Origin of the sequence: Georgenia faecalis (genome assembly GCF_003710105.1) — a bacterium.
GTDB lineage: Bacteria > Actinomycetota > Actinomycetes > Actinomycetales > Actinomycetaceae > Georgenia_A > Georgenia_A faecalis.
This window is the reverse complement of the sequence record NZ_CP033325.1, coordinates 945,449-960,061: the sequence shown is the minus strand read 5'-3', so window position 1 is coordinate 960,061 and position 14,613 is coordinate 945,449. Positions and strand designations below refer to the sequence as shown.

Sequence of the window (14,613 nt, the reverse complement as noted above, 5' to 3'; positions counted from 1 at the left end):
CGGCGCAGCCCGGGTGGACTAACCTGGCGGACTAAGGGGGCGTACCGTGAGCGAACCGACGCCGAGCGTCAACATCCACGAGGCGAAGACACACCTCTCGCGGCTCATCGAGCGCGTGGAGCGTGGCGAGGAGATCGTCATCAGCCGCGCCGGCACGCCAGTGGCCAAGGTGGTGCCGCTCACCGGCCCGACGCGCCGTCGGGGACGTGGCAGCCTCCGCGGGCAGATCTCGCTCGCACCGGACTGGGACTCCGCGGCCGTCAACGACGCGATCGCCGATGAGTTCCGACCGACGCCGTGAGACTCCTCCTCGACACGCACGTCCTGCTCTGGTGGCTCACGGACGACGACTCCCTCTCCTCCGCGGAGAAGGACCTCATCGACACGGCGCCCGAGGTGTTCGTCAGCGCCGCCAGCGTCTGGGAGATCTCCATCAAGCAGGCGGCGGGCAAGCTGTCGGTGCCGGACGGCTTCAGCGATGCGCTCAGCCGTTCCGGCCTCCGCGAGCTGCCGATCCGTTTCCAGCACGCCCGGCTCGCGGGAGCGCTACCGGCCCTCCACCGGGACCCCTTCGACCGGATGCTCGTTGCTCAGGCCCAGTGCGACCAGCTCACACTGCTGACCCGCGACCCCGCGATCCTTGACTACGACGTCGCCACCCGGGCGGTCTGAGCCCTCCCAGGTCCCGGCCGCGGACCTCACACTCAGCCCTTCGCCGCCTTCGCCGCTGCCTTGGCCGCCTTCTTCGTCTCGCGGACCCGGAGCAGAGAGTCCTCGTCGACGACGTCGGCGATCGAGCGGAATGCGTCCTCCTCGCCGTACGCCCCCGCCGCCTCGCGCCACCCGGGGGCGGTGAGGCCGCGCTGCTTGCCGAGGAGGGCGAGGAAGATCTGGGCCTTCTGCTTGCCGAACCCGGGCAGCGCCTGCAGCCGACGGAGGATCTCCCGGCCGTCGGGCTCTCCAGACGTCCACAGGGCCGCGGCGTCGCCGTCGTAGTGCTCGACGAGGAAGGCGCAGAGGGCCTGGATGCGGCCGGCCATGGACCCCGGGAAGCGGTGGACCGCGGGCGGGGTCGCGCAGACCGCCGCGAACTCCTCGGGGTCCTGCGCGGCGATGGCCGCGGCGTCGAGGGAGCCGAGGCGGTCGACGAGCTTTTTCGGCCCGACGAACGCCGTCTCCATCGCCACCTGCTGGTCGAGGAGCATCCCGACGAGCAGGGCGAGCGGCTGGGAGGTGAGGAGGGCGTCGGCCTCGGGATCGCCGGTGAGGTGGAGGTCCATGGTGCGATCTTGCCAGGCGGCGCGGGCCGCGCCCAGGCTCGGCGGGAGGCGCCCGACTACCCTCGACCTCGTGACGCCCGCGCCCAGCGACCTTCCCACCCGCATCGCCGCCGCGCGCCGACGCGTCGAGGCGGCCGCCGGCGTCGTCGGGCGGCATCCCGACGAGATCGACCTCCTCCTGGCGGTGAAGACCCAGAGCGTCGACGCCGTCCGGGCGGCCATCGGCGCGGGGGCGACGCTGCTGGGCCACAACCGCGCGCAGGAGCTGGTCGCCGTCGAGCCCGCCCTCGCCGACCTCCCCCACTCCACGCACTTCATCGGGCGCCTGCAGTCCAACAAGGTGACCAAGGTCGTCCCGCTCGTCACGTGCGTGCAGACCGTCGACGAGCGGACGACGGCGGAGCGGCTCGACCGGGTGGCGGGGACGGCCGACCGGGTCCTCGACGTCTTCGTGCAGGTCAACACCTCCGGGGAGTCGACGAAGTCCGGGGTGCGCCCGGACTACGCCGTCGAGCTCGCCGAGATCGTGGGCGCCCAGCCGCACCTGCACCTGCGCGGATTCATGACGATCGGCGCGAACCACCCGGACACCGAGGTGGTCCGCGCCTCCTACGAGCGGCTCGCGCTCCTGCGCGACGAGGTGCTCGGCAGCGGCGCTCCCGGGACCGGTGACGCCCGCGAGCTCTCCATGGGGATGAGCCGCGACCTCGAGATCGCCATCGCCGCGGGCGCGACCATGGTGCGTCTCGGGACGGCGGTCTTCGGCCCGCGGCCGCTGGTCGGCTGAGCTCCTTCTGGCTCGCTCTCCGACCGGGCCGCCCGGCTGCCCCGGCGGGAGTGCGCCTGCCGCTCGCCGGTTTCTGGGCGGGTCCGACGTGCACCAGCTCCGGTGTCAGAACCGCAGGTCGATACCGATGTCCGTGAGATCCGTAGGCACCTCCCACACCTGACCGTCGGTGCCCCGGGCCATGATCCGCGGCGGACCACCCAAGCCCGGCCACCACGCCCCCCACCACGATCCGTCGATGGACGCGACGACGCGACGCCCGTCGTCGGTGTGGATCTCGATGCTCTCGACGCCGGGGCCGACGCGGCCGGTGAGCGCTGTGTACGCCGGGGACTCGGGGTTCGGCGGGTCCGAGTACGTGCCCGTCTGGGTGACGACGGTGACGGCGTCCCGATCGAAGGTGGCGTCGTGGTCGATGTCCCCGGCCGTGCCCGCGCCGAGGTAGTCCGTCCCACCGAGGCACGCCGTCAGCTCGCCCGCCTCGGCGTCGAGCACGGCCGTGAAGGTGAGGTCACCGCGTCGCTCCGCCAGGACGACGGCGATGTCAGCGGCTCCCGCGTCGCCCGCCGGGCCCATGGCGGCACACCGCTCGCCGAGCTCGCGCGCGTCCGCTGGCGACGCAGGGCTCGGGACCGCGGTCCAGGTGGCGAAGGCCGACTCCGGGCGCCCCCCGAGCACTGACGCGAGAACGACGGCGACGACGGCCGCCGCCGCACCCGCCATGAGTGGCCATCGGCGGCGCGTCGGAGACGCATAGGTGGGGAGGGGGCCGGGCGCGAAGCCGGCCGATGCGCCGTCGGAAGTGACGATGCGCGCGAGCATCTCCTGCGCGCGTGCTCCGTGCGCGTCCTCCGCGCGGGTCCCGGCGGGGTCCAGCATGGCCAGGTCCGCCGGCAGCGAGATGCGCTTCATCGTGGTGCCCCTTCCGTGCGCTCGGCGTGATCGATTCGGTTCGCTCGGTCGAGCGAACCTGTGGGCGTTGGCTCGGCCTCGAGGTGGCCGCGGAGGCGCGCGCGGGCGCGGTGCAGCCGGACGGTGAAGGTTCCGCGCGAGCACCCGACCACCAACGCGGCCTCCGCGGCGCTCAGCCGGTCCCAGGCGATGAGCGCGATGGTCTCCTGGTCCCGCGCGTCGAGGTGCTTCCACGCCCGGGCGAGGTCGAGGTGGCGCGCCACCCGGTCAGCAAGGTCGTCGGGATCGTCCGCCCGCGGCGCGTCCCTGATCCGTACCTGGAGCGCTAAGCGCCGGCGGTCCTCGCGGCGTCGATTGAGCATGACGTTGCGGGCGATGCCGAAGAGCCAGGGCCGCACCTCCCGGGGCTGGTGGTCGCGGCGTCGCCACGCGACGAGGAACACCTCCGCGACCACTTCCTCCGCCACCGCGGGATGGACCCGACGCTCCGCGAAGCGCACCAGGTCGGTGTAGGTCGCCTCGAAGACGGTGCGGAAGCGCTCGACGTCGTCGTCGGTGCCCTCACGCGACTGCTGCGTCATACCCCTACCTGTCCGTCACTCTCGGTGTATTACAGGCCACCCACCGACCAGCCGGACGCAGGCGCACTCGTCGTCGCGCGCACCGGGGCCGGATCTCCGCGCGCCAGGGTCACCGGATTGCGTGGCCGGGCCGCTGTCCTATCCACAGCCTGCCCGACCGTCCCGCCCGATGTCAGTTGCACCTGGTTGACTTGCACTATCGAACACCAGTACGAATGCATGGCGGCGGAGGTGGCGGTGATGACGACCCCAGTGGCGGAGGCGCTTGCGTCGTTGCAGCGCGACGCCGCGGCCCTCGCCGGTGCTGACATCGGCGCTCTTGCCGGGAGCGCCCTCACCGAGACGCTGACGCTCCTCGAGGAGGTGCAAGCGCGAGTGGGCGCCGTGCGGACCCGGGTGGTGGCCCAGATCGAGGCCGACGGCACCTGGGCGCTGGGCGGGGCGCGGTCCCTGCCCGCTTGGGTGCGGGAGCACACCGGTCGGCTCGAGCACCACGCCGCCCGGACGGTGCGGGAGGCGAGGGCGCTGCGCGATCACCTGCCGGCCTTCGCCACCGCCTTCTCCGCCGGGGAGATCACTGAGGATCACGTACACGTCGTCGTCCGCGGTACGACAGGCTCCCCCGCTTGTGTCACCGCGCTGAGCCACCCGGCCATCGGCGAGGACTGGCTGCTCGCGCAGGCGCGCGCGCTGGACGCCGGCCGGTTCCACGTCGTGGTGAAGAACTGGGCGCTGCGAGCAGACCCCGGCGCCGGTGACCGCGGATGGAAGGAGGAGACCGACCGGGAGGAGTTCTCCCTGGCCAAGACCCTCGACGGCTACCACGGCCGCATCTGGCTCACCGAGGCGAACGGGGCCCTCCTCAAGACTGCCCTGGAGGCCAGCGCCGGGCGCCGCGCCAAGGACGACGCCCGCAGCATCGCGCAGCGGCGGGCCGGGGCACTCGTCGACCTCGTCGGCGCCACCCTGGACAACGGCGTGCTTCAGCCGGGCGCCCGCATCCGCCCCCATCTGGCCATCACGGCCACGGTCGAGACGCTGACCGCGATCGCGCGCGCCCAACGGCCCCGCGGCGCGGGTGGAGACGACGGCGGCAGCACCAACAGCGCCGGCCACGCCCGCCGCGAGAGCGGCGACGGCGACGGCGGCACGGGCCACGGCGGTGACGCTAGCCCCCCTGCGCTGGAGACCAAGCCCGTGAGCGTGCAAGCCCTCGAGACCATCAGCGCAGCACTGGACTACGAGGCGTTGGTCGGCGTCGCCCCGGCCCTCCTCGACGGGAGCCCGATCCCGTTCGGCCTGTTCGCCCGCCTGGCCTGCGAGTCACGGCTGCACCGCGTGGTCTTCGGTGCCGACTCAGAGATCCTCGACGTCGGGCGGGAAGAGCGCCTCTTCACCCGCGGCCAGGCCCGAGGCATCATCGCGCGCGACCACCACTGCCAGTTCCCGCACTGCACCGCACCGCCCGGACAGGGCGAGATCCACCACTCCCTGTGGTGGTACGCGCATCACGGCGACACCGCCACGAAGAACGGCATCCTCCTGTGCCGGTACCACCACACCTACGTCCACCAGCACGAGCTGCTCATCGAGCGCCACCGCGATCGATGGCGCTTCGCGCGGTCCGACGGCACCACCCACGGCGAGACGCCCATCGCGCGCACGGATCCACCCGTGCGGGTGTGACCTGCACGGGCGGCATCGGGACGTGACGGGAAGACGGCGCATCGAGTCGCGGCTCAGCGTCGCATCACGGCCACCGCCCGGGCAGGGCGGGCACCGCCTCATCGGCCCGGCGCTGCCGAATACGCCGAGAGCCAATCCGTGCACCAGCCCCGTCAGCGCCTGGCCGTCGGCCTATCTCGTCGGCGTTACGCCGTCGGGCTGGCCGAGCCCGAACCGGCACTGCGACGGGCCTTGAGGCGGGCCTCCTCCTCGCGCACCTTCGCGTGGGTCGCCCGCTCGGCGGCGAGCCACGACGGCATCTCGACGAGGAGCGCCTTGATCTGCTCGGTGGTCAGCGGCTCGGTGACGCCACCACGCGCGAGGCCGGACGTGGAGATGTTGAGCCGTCGCGCCACCTCCTGGCGCGGGTGGGGGCCGTTGCGGCGAAGCTCGGTGAGCCACTCCGGCGGGTGCGCCTGCAGCTCGTCGAACTCGGTCCGGGTGATGTCGTTGGCCTGGAACTCGGCAGGCGTGGCGTCGAGCAGCACACCGAGCTTGCGCGCCGCGGTCTGGGGCTTCATGGTCTGCGGCTTGGGCGTGCTCATGGACCCAGAGTAGGCGGTGCGGCCGCACACCCCAGCCTGCACTAGCGTCGGTACCGGCTCAACCGAGGAGGATTCACCATGCGCGCACCGTTCCGCGTGACGTTCGCGCCCGGGGTCATCCCCGACAAGTGGCTGCGGACCTGGACCGACCGCATGCCCGACGCACCCCTCGAGGCGGTGGCCGCCGACCCCACGGACCAGCTCGCGGCCCTGCACGACGGCGCCTGCGACGTCGCGTTCGTCCGGCTGCCGATCGACCGCGACGGGCTGCACGTCATCCCGCTGTACCGCGAGGTGCCCGTCGTCGTCGTCGCCAAAGACCATCCCGTCGCCGCCTTCGACGAGATCGACGTCACCGACCTGGTCGGCGAGCACGTCCTCCACCATGCCGACGAGGCCCCGGAGTGGTCGGGCGTCATCGGGGAACCGACCGCGGCGGAGCTCCCGGTCCAGCCCCCGACGGCGGAGCTCCCCGACCAGGAGCCCCTCACCGTTGCCCAGGCGATCGAGGTTGCCGCGAGCGGCGCGGGCGTCGTCCTCGCGCCGATGTCGCTGGCGAGGCTGCACCACCGCAAGGACGTCGTCCACCGTCCGGTGACCGGGCTCGACGAGACACCCGTCGGCATCGCCTGGCGGGTCGACAACGAGGACCCGCGCATCGAGACGTTCATCGGGATCGTCCGCGGCCGCACGGAGCGCAGCTCCCGCGGTGGCTCCGCGGCGCCGGAGGACAGTCCGCGCGCGGCCGCGACCACCCCCGCCAAGGGCAAGGGGTCGGGCAAGGGTTCAGGCAAGGGTTCGGGCGCCGGGTCAGGCAAGGGATCAGGCAAGGCGTCGGGCAAGCAGCCCCCGTCGCGCGCGGCCCGCCCGCGCGGCGCAGCCAGCCGCACCCCACGGCGGCGGTCCCGGTAGGGACGGTGCCCGTGGGCGTCAGGCGGTGAGCAGGCCCACGCCGCAGGCAGCGAGGCCGGCGACGAGGAAGCCGGCGCCGACCCACAGCAGCACGATGAGCCGGTTCGGTCGCGTGCGGCCTGCCCCGACGGCGGACAGGAAGAACCCGGCGGGAGCGGCACCACCGTTCACCACGGGGCGACCCCCGCGTCAGGCCATCTCACGCATCAGGTCGGTCCCGCGCGTCAGGCCCGAACCAGCGGGGCCCCTCACGGCACCCGGTAGGTCCACGCGTCGTCGAGGAACTTCGTCCGCACGAGCTCCTCGGCCCGCGCCAGCTCCTCCGGGGTGAACTCGGACATCCGGCTGCGGTACCGCCCGGTGAAGTGGGCGATGAAGGCGTCGATGATCGCCTCGCGCGCCATGCCGGTCTGCGAGCGCATGGGGTCGACCCGCTTGTTCGCGCTCTTCGTGCCCTTGTCCGACATCTTCTCGCGGCCGATCCGCAGCACCTCGAGCATCTTGTCGGCGTCGATGTCGTAGCTCATCGTCACGTGGTGCAGGACGACGCCGGAGGCGAACCGCTTCTGGGCGGCGCCGCCGATCTTGCCGTGCTCGGAGGCAATGTCGTTGAGGGGCACGTACCGGGCGTTGACGCCCACCTCGGCGAGCGCCCCGAGCACCCAGTCGTCGAGGTAGGCGTACGAGCGCTCGAAGCTCAGCCCCTCGACGAGGGACCCCGGCACCACGAGCGAGTACGTGAGGCAGTTCCCGGGCTCCATGAACATCGCCCCGCCGCCGGAGATCCGGCGCACGACCATCATGTCGTGGCGCGCCAGCCCCTCGAGGTCGACCTCGTTCTTCACCGACTGGAACGAGCCGATGACGACGAGCGGCGCGTCCCACTCCCAGATCCGCATGGTGGGCCCGCGCCGACCGGCGGCGACCTCCTCGGGAATGACCTGGTCGAGGGCGACGTGCATCGCCGGGTGCAGCGTCGGCCCGTGGATGACGTCGAACGTGTGGTCCTCCCAGCTCGTCGCGTGCCCGAGCGCCCGGCGGACGGCGATCCCCACGGCCTCCGGCGTGAAGCCGACGAGTCGGACGTCGTCGGCCAGCGCGACCTCGATGGCGTGGGCCAGCTGCTCGACGCCGGCGTCCTGCGGCATGCCGTCGAGCGCGGCGTTGATGTCCTCGAGGGCGCTGTCGGGCTCGAGGAAGAAGTCACCGGAGAGGTGGACGTCCCTCAGCCGCCCGTCCTGGACCTCGACGTCGACGGCGACCAGCTTGCCGCCCGGGACCTTGTACTCGCCGCGCATGGCCTCACCCTACGGCCGCGGCGTACCCGTCCTGCCGAGGCGCCGCTCGAGCCCGGCCCGCACGGCGGGCCACTCGTCGACGATGACCGAGAAGACGACGGAGTTGCGCCACGTGCCGTCGCGGCGCGGCCGGTGACGCCGGAGCACGCCCTCGCGCACCGCCCCGAGTCGCGCGACGGCGGCCTGCGAGCGCAGGTTCCGGTCGTCGACGAGGAACTTCACGCGCCCGAGGCCACAGCCCTCGAACGCGTGGGTGAGGATCGCGAGCTTCGTCGCCGGGTTGATCGTGGTGCCCCAGACGGCGGGGTCGTACGCGGTCCAGCCGAGGTGGGCAGCCTCGTTGGGCAGGTCGATGTCCCCCAACGTCGACGTACCGACGAGCCGGCCGTCCTCGCACCGGACCACGGCCCACGCCACGCCCCCACCGGTGCCCCCGGTGAGCCGGCGCGCCATGTACTGCTCCATGCCGGTGACGTCCCGGGGGCGCGCCTCCCGCCCGCCGTACCCGTAGGCCCACACCTCGTCATGGTCCAGCGCGGCGAACAGGGCCGAGGCATCCGTCGGCTCCAGCGGTCGCAGCTCGACGACGGCGTTCGCGAGCCGCCCCCGCACGGGCGCGGTCACGGGCCGGCCACCGCTCACTTCGCCGCCCGCCCGCGGACCACCCGGACCCCGCTCATCGCGGTGCGACCTCCGCATGGAGCAGGCCGTAGACCACCGAGTCGACGAGGGCCTCCCAGCTCGCCTCGATGATGTCGGGCCCGACGCCCACCGTGCTCCACGTGTGGACGCCGTCCGTGGTCTCGATGAGGACGCGCGTAACGGCGTCCGTGCCGGACATGGTGTCGAGGATCCGCACCTTGAAGTCGATGAGCTCGAACTCCTCGAGCTCGGGGTAGACGTCGATGAGCGCCTCGCGCAGGGCATGGTCGAGGGCGTTGACCGGCCCGTTGCCCTCACCGGTGCGCACCACGCGGCCCTGCCCGGTGTGGAGCTTCACGGTCGCCTCGGCCATGGTGATGCTCGAGTGCCCGGGCAGGCTCTGCACGCTCGCCCGCCAGCTCTCGACGCCGAAGTAGGTCGGGCGGGTGCCGGTGAGCTCCTCCCGCAGCAGCAGCTCGAAGGAGGCGTCGGCGGCGTCGAAGGTGTACCCCTGCGCCTCGGCGTCCTTGACCCGCTCGGTGACGCGGCCGAGGACGTCGGAACGCCCCGACAGGTCGATGCCGAGCTCGCGCCCCTTGAGCTCGATGCTGGCCCGTCCGGCCATGTCGGAGACGAGCATGCGCATGTCGTTGCCGACGGCGACGGGGTCGACGTGCTGGTAGAGGTCCGGGTCCACCCGGATGGCGCTGGCGTGCAGCCCCGCCTTGTGGGCGAAGGCGCTCGCGCCGACGTACGGCTGGCGCCCGTACGGGCTGATGTTGGTGATCTCGCTGATCGCGTGGGACAGGCGGCTGGCCTCCCGCAGCCCACCGCCCGCGAGCACGGGCGCGGCGAGCTTGAGCTCGAGGTTGGCGACGACGGTGACGAGGTCCGCGTTTCCCGTCCGCTCGCCGTAGCCGTTGACGGTGCCCTGGACGTGCCGCGCCCCGGCCTCGACGGCGGCGATGGTGTTGGCGACGGCGCAGCCGGTGTCGTTGTGGGCGTGGATGCCCAGCAGCCCGTCGACCTGGCCGCGCACCTCGGCGACGACCTCGCCGACCCAGTGGGGCAGCATGCCGCCGTTGGTGTCGCACAGGACCGCTACCCGCGCACCGGCGTCGAGCGCGGTACGGATGGCCGCCGTGGCGTAGTCGGCGTCGAACCGGTACCCGTCGAAGAAGTGCTCGGCGTCGAGGATGACGTCGCGGTCCGCCTCGCGCAGGTAGCGGACCGTCTCGGCGATCATCCGGAGGTTCTCCGCGCCGTCGGTCCGCAGCGCACGCTCGACGTGGCGGATGTCGCTCTTGGCGACGAGCGTGACGACGGGCGCGCCGGAGTCGACGAGGGCGCGGACCTGCGGGTCGGCGTGGGGCTGGGTCCCCGGCTTGCACGTCGCGCCGAAGGCCGCGAACCGCGCGTGACGCAGCTCGAGCTCCTTCGCGGCGCGCGCGAAGAACTCCGTGTCCTTGGGGATGGCGCCCGGCCAGCCGCCCTCGATGTAGCCCACGCCGAGCTCGTCGAGGAGCGGGGCGATCGCCAGCTTGTCGGCGACCGAGAGGTTCATGCCCTCCTGCTGGGCGCCGTCGCGCAGGGTCGTGTCGTAGACCTCGACGGTGGGACCGTCGGTGGCGGCGTCCGCGTTCGTCGTCGTGCTCATTGTTCTCACTCCTGTGTGCCGGCGTGTGCGTCCCGGCTCATCGGCACGGGGTGGGTGCCGTATCGCCTCGTCGGTTCATCTTGTCCGCCGAGGACGTCACCGGTCGCGGTGCCCGGCAACAAAAAAACCCCCCGTGGTACGGGAGGTTTGCGCACGTGGCGGGTGAGCCGCGTGCGCTAGCCGATAATGAGCCGGGACTGCATCACGCGCGCCATCATGCCACACGCACCGTGACGCAGGCCACGACCGCCCGAGGCGTGAGGCGAGTCGTGGGGTGAGCGCCGCCCGACGCGTGGGCGGGCCCGGCCGCGGCGTGGCGGGCGCCTGTCCGCGGCGTGGGGCGGGTTCCGCACGGGCGACGGCGGGGCGCCGCCCGACGCGTGGGCGGGCCCGGCCCGCGGGAGCGGGCGCGGCGCACCGCCAAGGCGGCCGCCCGCCCGCAGCGTCAGACGAGCTGGCGCATCCAGCCGTGCTGGTCCGCCGCCCGCCCGAACTGGATGTCGGTGAGCCGGCGGTAGAGCCCCTCGGTGACGGGGCCCGGGCCGCCGTCGCCGACCGTGACGTCGAACCCCTCGCCCGCGAGCCGGCCGATGGGCGTCACCACGGCGGCCGTGCCGCACGCGAAGACCTCACGGACCTCGCCGCTGCGGATGCCGGCGAGCAGGTCGGCGAGCGGGATCTGCGTCTCGGCGACGTCGCAGCCGTCCTCGGCGAGGAGCTGGAGGATCGACGAGCGGGTGACCCCCTCGAGGATGGAGCCGGTGAGGGCCGGGGTGCTCACGCGCCCGTCCGCCCCGACGACGAAGACGTTCATGCCGCCGAGCTCCTCGAGGTTCGCACCGGTGGCGGCGTCGAGGAAGCACACCTGGTCGAAGCCGTGGGCGTGCGCGGCCTGCTGCGGCAGCAGGCTCGCCGCGTAGTTGCCGCCGAACTTCGCGGCGCCGGTGCCACCGGGACCCGCGCGGTGGTAGTCCTGCGCGACCCAGATCGAGACCGGCTGGAAGCCGTGCGCGAAGTACGGGCCGACCGGAGAGGCGATGACGACGTAGTCGTAGACGTGCGAGGGACGCACGCCGAGGAACGGCTCGGTGGCGATCATGAAGGGCCGCAGGTACAGGCTGGCGCCGTCGCTGGCGGGCACCCACTCGAGGTCGGTCTCCACGAGCGCGGTGAGGGAGCCGAGGAAGTCGGCGACCGGGAGCTCGGGCATGGCCAGGCGCCGCGCGGATGCGGCGAACCGGCGCGCGTTGACCTCGGGGCGGAAGGACCACACCGACCCGTCGGAGTGCCGGTAGGCCTTGAGCCCCTCGAAGATCTCCTGCGCGTAGTGGAGGACGGACGCCGCGGGGGACAGCTGCAGCGGCGCGAACCGTTCGACGCGGTGCGCGTGCCACTGGGCGTCCGGCGTCCACGTCGCGCGGGCCATGTGGTCGGTGAACGTCACGCCGAAGCGCAGGTCCGCCAGCGCCGTCGCGCGCTCCTCGGAGGTGCACGGGCTCGAGCTGGGCAGGACGGTGTAGGCCGCCCCGGCGTCGACGACGTCCGGCTGGGTGCTCATCTCATGGCCTCCGTTCACGGTGTACTGGGATGACCGTAGCCGTACGACGGCGCCGGGTGCACCGGCACGGCGTCAGACGGCTGCGGCGAGCGCGTCCCCGACCTCGGCGGTGCTCCGTACCGCGGTGCCACGCGCGGCGAGGTCCGCCGCGACGGCGGTCTCGATGCGGCGCGCCTCGTCGGCGAGGCCCAGGTGCTCGAGCATGAGCGCCACCGACAGGACGGCGGCCGTCGGGTCCGCCTTGCCCTGGCCGGCGATGTCCGGGGCGGACCCGTGGACCGGCTCGAACATGCTCGGCGTCGTGCGGTCGGGGTTGACGTTCCCCGACGCGGCAAGCCCGATGCCGCCGGTGATCGCCGCGGCGAGGTCGGTGACGATGTCCCCGAAGAGGTTGTCGGTGACGATGACGTCGAAGCGCGACGGGTTCGTCACCAGGTAGATCATCGCCGCGTCGACGTGGACGTAGTCGACCGTGACGTCGGGGAAATCGGCGCCGACCGCCTCGACCGTGCGCCGCCACAGGTGGCCCGCGTGGACGAGGACGTTGTGCTTGTGGACAAGGGTGAGCTGCTTGCGGGGCCGGGCCGTCGCCCGCGCGAAGGCGTCACGGACGACGCGCTCGACGCCGAAGGCGGTGTTGACGCTCACCTCGTTGGCGACCTCGTGCGGGGTCCCGACGCGGATCGCGCCACCGTTGCCGACGTAGGGGCCCTCGGTCCCCTCGCGCACGACGACGAAGTCGACCTCGCCGGGCGCGGCGAGCGGCGTCGCGACGCCGGGGAACAGCCGGGAGGGGCGGAGGTTGACGTAGTGGTCGAGCGCGAAGCGGAGCTTGAGGAGCAGCCCGCGTTCGAGCACCCCGCTGGGCACGCCCGGGTCGCCGACGGCGCCGAGGAGGATCGCGTCGTGGCCGCGGATGGCCTCGAGGTCGGCGTCGGGGAGGGTCTCCCCGGTGCGGTGCCAGCGCGCCGCACCCAGGTCGAAGGGCGTGGTCCGCACGGTCGTGCCGGAGCCGGCGAGGACCGCGTCGAGCACCTTGAGGCCCTCGGCCGTCACCTCCGGACCGATCCCGTCGCCCGCCACCACTGCCACATCGATGCTGCGCGTCATGCGGTGATGCTAGGCGGGCGTCCCAGTGCGCGGGACGCCCATCTCAGGATGCGACCGGTGCCGGGGCGTCCTCCCGCGGAGCCTTCGGGTCGAGGAGCCGGAAGCGCTCGAGCACGACTGGCATGTCCTCGGCGAGCGTGCGGCCCACGGCGCGGGCCACGTCGCCGAAGAGGCGGGTGTGGGCGGCCCGCCAGTCCTCGAGGGACCCCTCCCCCTCCGCCCGGGCGTGCTCGGCGTCGACCGCGTCGAACGGCACGACGTCGACGGCGGTGGTGACGATGAGGGCGCGCGGGCGCCCGCTGCCGTCGAGGATGATGGAGAGGTCGCCGACGGCGGGAAGCGGGGCGTCGGCCTCCTCGTACTCCCACTGCGCCGACGTCGTCGCCGTCTTGTTCCCGGCCAGCACGAGGTCGAGGAGCGCGTCGGCCTCCTCGGGCGTGCCGCCGAAGGCCCAGGCCGGCGGGACGACGTTGCTCAGCGGCGCCTGGCCGATGATGACGTCGAGCCGGTTGATGCCGGCCCGCTTACGGGTGAGCTGCCAGTACGCCTCGATCACCGCGTCCTGGTCGGCGTCCGTCCCCTCCGCCGCGGCGGGACCACCGAGGTCCTCCCCGTCGAGGGGCCCACCGTCGGCCTGGGTGGCATCGCCGTCGTACGCGTCCGGTCGTGCTGCGTCGTCGTCCATGGGGTGAGTCTGGCAGGTGCGCCCGGCGGGCGGGACGACCGCGGCCGCTCTCGGCGCCGCACCGGACGTCCGGGCCTCCCGGACAGGGCGCCTTCCCTCCGGGGCGCCTAGGCTCGTGGTGACCGTTCTCCCTCGCGACGAAGGACACGCCATGAGCAGCCAGCTGCCGCCGCCCCCGCCCGGTGGGGAGCCGCCCACCGGGGACGACCCGTACCGCTCGGCCTCGGGCGGGTACCCGCCGGCGGGCTCGGGCTCCGGGTACGGCACCCAGCCCGGCGGCTACGGCACGCCCTACGGCGGCACCCCCTCGGGCGGGTACTCCGACCCCTCAAGCGGGTACGGCGCGCCCACGGGCGGCTACGAGCCCGGGTACAGCGCGCCCTACGGCGGGTCCCAGCCTGGAACCCCGCCTGCCGGCAGCGACGAGCGGACCATCGCGGTGCTCACGCACCTGTCGCCGCTCATCGCCATGGTCTTCAGCGCCGGGTTCCTTGGCTTCGTGGCGCCGCTCGTCCTGTGGTTCCTCTTCAAGGACCGCAGCCCCCTGGTGCGCAACGCGGCGGCGAGCTCGTTCAACTTCAACATCAGCGTGTGGGTCGCCACCATCGCGGGCTGGATCTGCTTCGTCACCCTGCTGCTCATCCCGGTCGCCATCGTCCTGTGGATCGGCGCGTTCCTCCTGCAGGTCGTCTTCTCCATCAAGGGCGCGATGAGCGCGCGCCGCGGCGAGGCGTACCGCTACCCCCTCCAGGTGCCGATCCTCACCTGACCGCGGCCCGCCGCGCCGGGCGCCTGGCGCGGCCCTCCACGGCCGGCACCAGCACCAGCACAGACGACGACGCCGCCCCGCGACCAGCGGGGCGGCGTCGTGCGTGGGGGCTGAGCGGTCAGCGACGGGGCTGGTCGCTCAACGACCGAAGT

17 protein-coding genes are annotated in these 14,613 nt (G+C 73.2%); 6 read left to right on the top strand and 11 right to left on the bottom strand.

The annotated features are described in order from the left end of the window. Positions 1 to 46 precede the first annotated feature (46 nt). Both EBO36_RS04040 and EBO36_RS04035 read left to right on the top strand, forming a co-directional pair. On the top strand, positions 47 to 301 hold the full coding sequence (locus tag EBO36_RS04040) for a type II toxin-antitoxin system Phd/YefM family antitoxin (protein WP_122823480.1): 255 nt from the start codon (positions 47 to 49) through the stop codon (positions 299 to 301). Further along, a complete protein-coding gene (locus EBO36_RS04035) occupies positions 298 to 672 on the top strand; it encodes a type II toxin-antitoxin system VapC family toxin (RefSeq protein ID WP_122823479.1) in 375 nt (124 codons plus the stop codon). Before EBO36_RS04040 ends, EBO36_RS04035 begins: the two co-directional genes overlap by 4 nt. Positions 673 to 704: 32 nt before the next feature. Here the strand turns inward: EBO36_RS04035 and EBO36_RS04030 are convergent, their stop codons facing one another. Beyond that, positions 705 to 1,280: an HhH-GPD-type base excision DNA repair protein gene (locus EBO36_RS04030; protein WP_122823478.1), complete on the bottom strand. Its 576-nt coding sequence runs from the start codon at positions 1,278 to 1,280 to the stop codon at positions 705 to 707. Positions 1,281 to 1,350: 70 nt separating this feature from the next. Between EBO36_RS04030 and EBO36_RS04025 the strand changes: the two genes are divergently transcribed. Then, positions 1,351 to 2,067 (top strand): YggS family pyridoxal phosphate-dependent enzyme, encoded by a 717-nt coding sequence (locus EBO36_RS04025; protein WP_244925356.1) that lies wholly within the window; start codon positions 1,351 to 1,353, stop codon positions 2,065 to 2,067. 105 nt (positions 2,068 to 2,172) lie between these two features. Here EBO36_RS04025 and EBO36_RS04020 read toward each other — a convergent pair whose 3' ends face one another. Further along, entirely contained in the window at positions 2,173 to 2,979 is an 807-nt protein-coding gene (locus EBO36_RS04020) for a hypothetical protein (protein ID WP_122823476.1), read from the bottom strand. Next, positions 2,976 to 3,560, bottom strand: a complete 585-nt coding sequence (locus EBO36_RS04015) for an RNA polymerase sigma factor (RefSeq protein ID WP_122825436.1) — start codon at positions 3,558 to 3,560, stop codon at positions 2,976 to 2,978. The genes EBO36_RS04020 and EBO36_RS04015 overlap by 4 nt, the downstream gene beginning before the upstream one ends. A gap of 240 nt (positions 3,561 to 3,800) precedes the next feature. Here EBO36_RS04015 and EBO36_RS04010 point away from each other — a divergent pair, with 240 nt between their 5' ends. Beyond that, positions 3,801 to 5,246, top strand: a complete 1,446-nt coding sequence (locus EBO36_RS04010) for an HNH endonuclease signature motif containing protein (RefSeq protein WP_164471333.1) — start codon at positions 3,801 to 3,803, stop codon at positions 5,244 to 5,246. A 185-nt stretch (positions 5,247 to 5,431) separates the two neighbouring features. Here EBO36_RS04010 and EBO36_RS04005 read toward each other — a convergent pair whose 3' ends face one another. Beyond that, a complete protein-coding gene (locus EBO36_RS04005; RefSeq protein ID WP_122823474.1) occupies positions 5,432 to 5,830 on the bottom strand; it encodes a DUF5997 family protein in 399 nt (132 codons plus the stop codon). Between the two features lie 78 nt (positions 5,831 to 5,908). Here EBO36_RS04005 and EBO36_RS04000 point away from each other — a divergent pair, with 78 nt between their 5' ends. Then, the gene (locus EBO36_RS04000) at positions 5,909 to 6,742 is read left to right on the top strand and encodes a LysR family substrate-binding domain-containing protein (RefSeq protein WP_122823473.1); all 834 of its coding nucleotides are present in this window, start codon (positions 5,909 to 5,911) and stop codon (positions 6,740 to 6,742) included. An 18-nt stretch (positions 6,743 to 6,760) separates the two neighbouring features. Here EBO36_RS04000 and EBO36_RS15235 read toward each other — a convergent pair whose 3' ends face one another. The 7 genes from EBO36_RS15235 to EBO36_RS03970 all read right to left on the bottom strand — a co-directional run bounded on the left by EBO36_RS15235 (position 6,761) and on the right by EBO36_RS03970 (position 13,692). Further along, positions 6,761 to 6,916, bottom strand: a complete 156-nt coding sequence (locus tag EBO36_RS15235) for a hypothetical protein (RefSeq protein ID WP_164471332.1) — start codon at positions 6,914 to 6,916, stop codon at positions 6,761 to 6,763. Positions 6,917 to 6,990: 74 nt separating this feature from the next. Continuing rightward, positions 6,991 to 8,040, bottom strand: a complete 1,050-nt coding sequence (gene lplAB / locus EBO36_RS03995) for a lipoate-protein ligase LplAB (RefSeq protein ID WP_122823472.1) — start codon at positions 8,038 to 8,040, stop codon at positions 6,991 to 6,993. A gap of 9 nt (positions 8,041 to 8,049) precedes the next feature. Further along, entirely contained in the window at positions 8,050 to 8,664 is a 615-nt protein-coding gene (locus tag EBO36_RS03990; RefSeq protein WP_241237009.1) for a GNAT family N-acetyltransferase, read from the bottom strand. A 52-nt stretch (positions 8,665 to 8,716) separates the two neighbouring features. Continuing rightward, positions 8,717 to 10,339 (bottom strand): citramalate synthase, encoded by a 1,623-nt coding sequence (gene cimA / locus EBO36_RS03985; RefSeq protein ID WP_122823470.1) that lies wholly within the window; start codon positions 10,337 to 10,339, stop codon positions 8,717 to 8,719. Between the two features lie 445 nt (positions 10,340 to 10,784). Next, entirely contained in the window at positions 10,785 to 11,897 is a 1,113-nt protein-coding gene (locus EBO36_RS03980; protein WP_122823469.1) for a branched-chain amino acid aminotransferase, read from the bottom strand. Between the two features lie 72 nt (positions 11,898 to 11,969). Further along, a complete protein-coding gene (locus tag EBO36_RS03975) occupies positions 11,970 to 13,007 on the bottom strand; it encodes a 3-isopropylmalate dehydrogenase (RefSeq protein WP_122823468.1) in 1,038 nt (345 codons plus the stop codon). A gap of 43 nt (positions 13,008 to 13,050) precedes the next feature. Further along, positions 13,051 to 13,692, bottom strand: coding sequence for an ASCH domain-containing protein (locus EBO36_RS03970; RefSeq protein ID WP_122823467.1), 642 nt, complete (start codon positions 13,690 to 13,692; stop codon positions 13,051 to 13,053). A 151-nt stretch (positions 13,693 to 13,843) separates the two neighbouring features. Between EBO36_RS03970 and EBO36_RS03965 the strand changes: the two genes are divergently transcribed. Beyond that, positions 13,844 to 14,461 carry a DUF4870 domain-containing protein gene (locus EBO36_RS03965; protein WP_122823466.1) on the top strand — a complete coding sequence of 206 codons (618 nt, stop codon included), beginning with the start codon at positions 13,844 to 13,846 and terminating at the stop codon, positions 14,459 to 14,461. Positions 14,462 to 14,613: the final 152 nt, after the last annotated feature.